At 42.1% G+C, this 261-nt stretch carries 1 pseudogene; it reads left to right on the top strand.

The window, feature by feature from the left end:
* Nucleotides 1-261 (top strand): annotated as a pseudogene (gene wcaF, locus SB765_RS30815) (colanic acid biosynthesis acetyltransferase WcaF); the annotation flags it as partial.

The raw sequence follows: 261 nt of genomic DNA, 5'->3' as shown, positions 1-261 counted from the left end.
AAAGTGCAATTGTGGTGGGCAGTACAGGCAACATTATTTGCCTGGTCGCCACAAGTATTGTATCGCTGGCGGGCATTTTTATTACGTTTATTCGGCGCAAAAATAGGGAAAAACGTAGTTATTCGTCCGTCAGTAAAAATTACCTATCCGTGGAAATTAACCTTAGGTGATTACGCGTGGGTCGGCGATGACGTCAATTTATATACCCTCGGTGAAATAACCATTGGCGCACATTCGGTGATATCGCAAAAAAGTTATTTA

The sequence above is a fragment of the Pseudomonas sp. SIMBA_067 genome, from assembly GCF_046534675.1.
GTDB classification, from domain to species: Bacteria; Pseudomonadota; Gammaproteobacteria; order Pseudomonadales; family Pseudomonadaceae; genus Aquipseudomonas; species Aquipseudomonas putida.
Note: the sequence above shows the minus strand (reverse complement) of the source record. Positions and strands in the feature narration are given on the sequence as shown.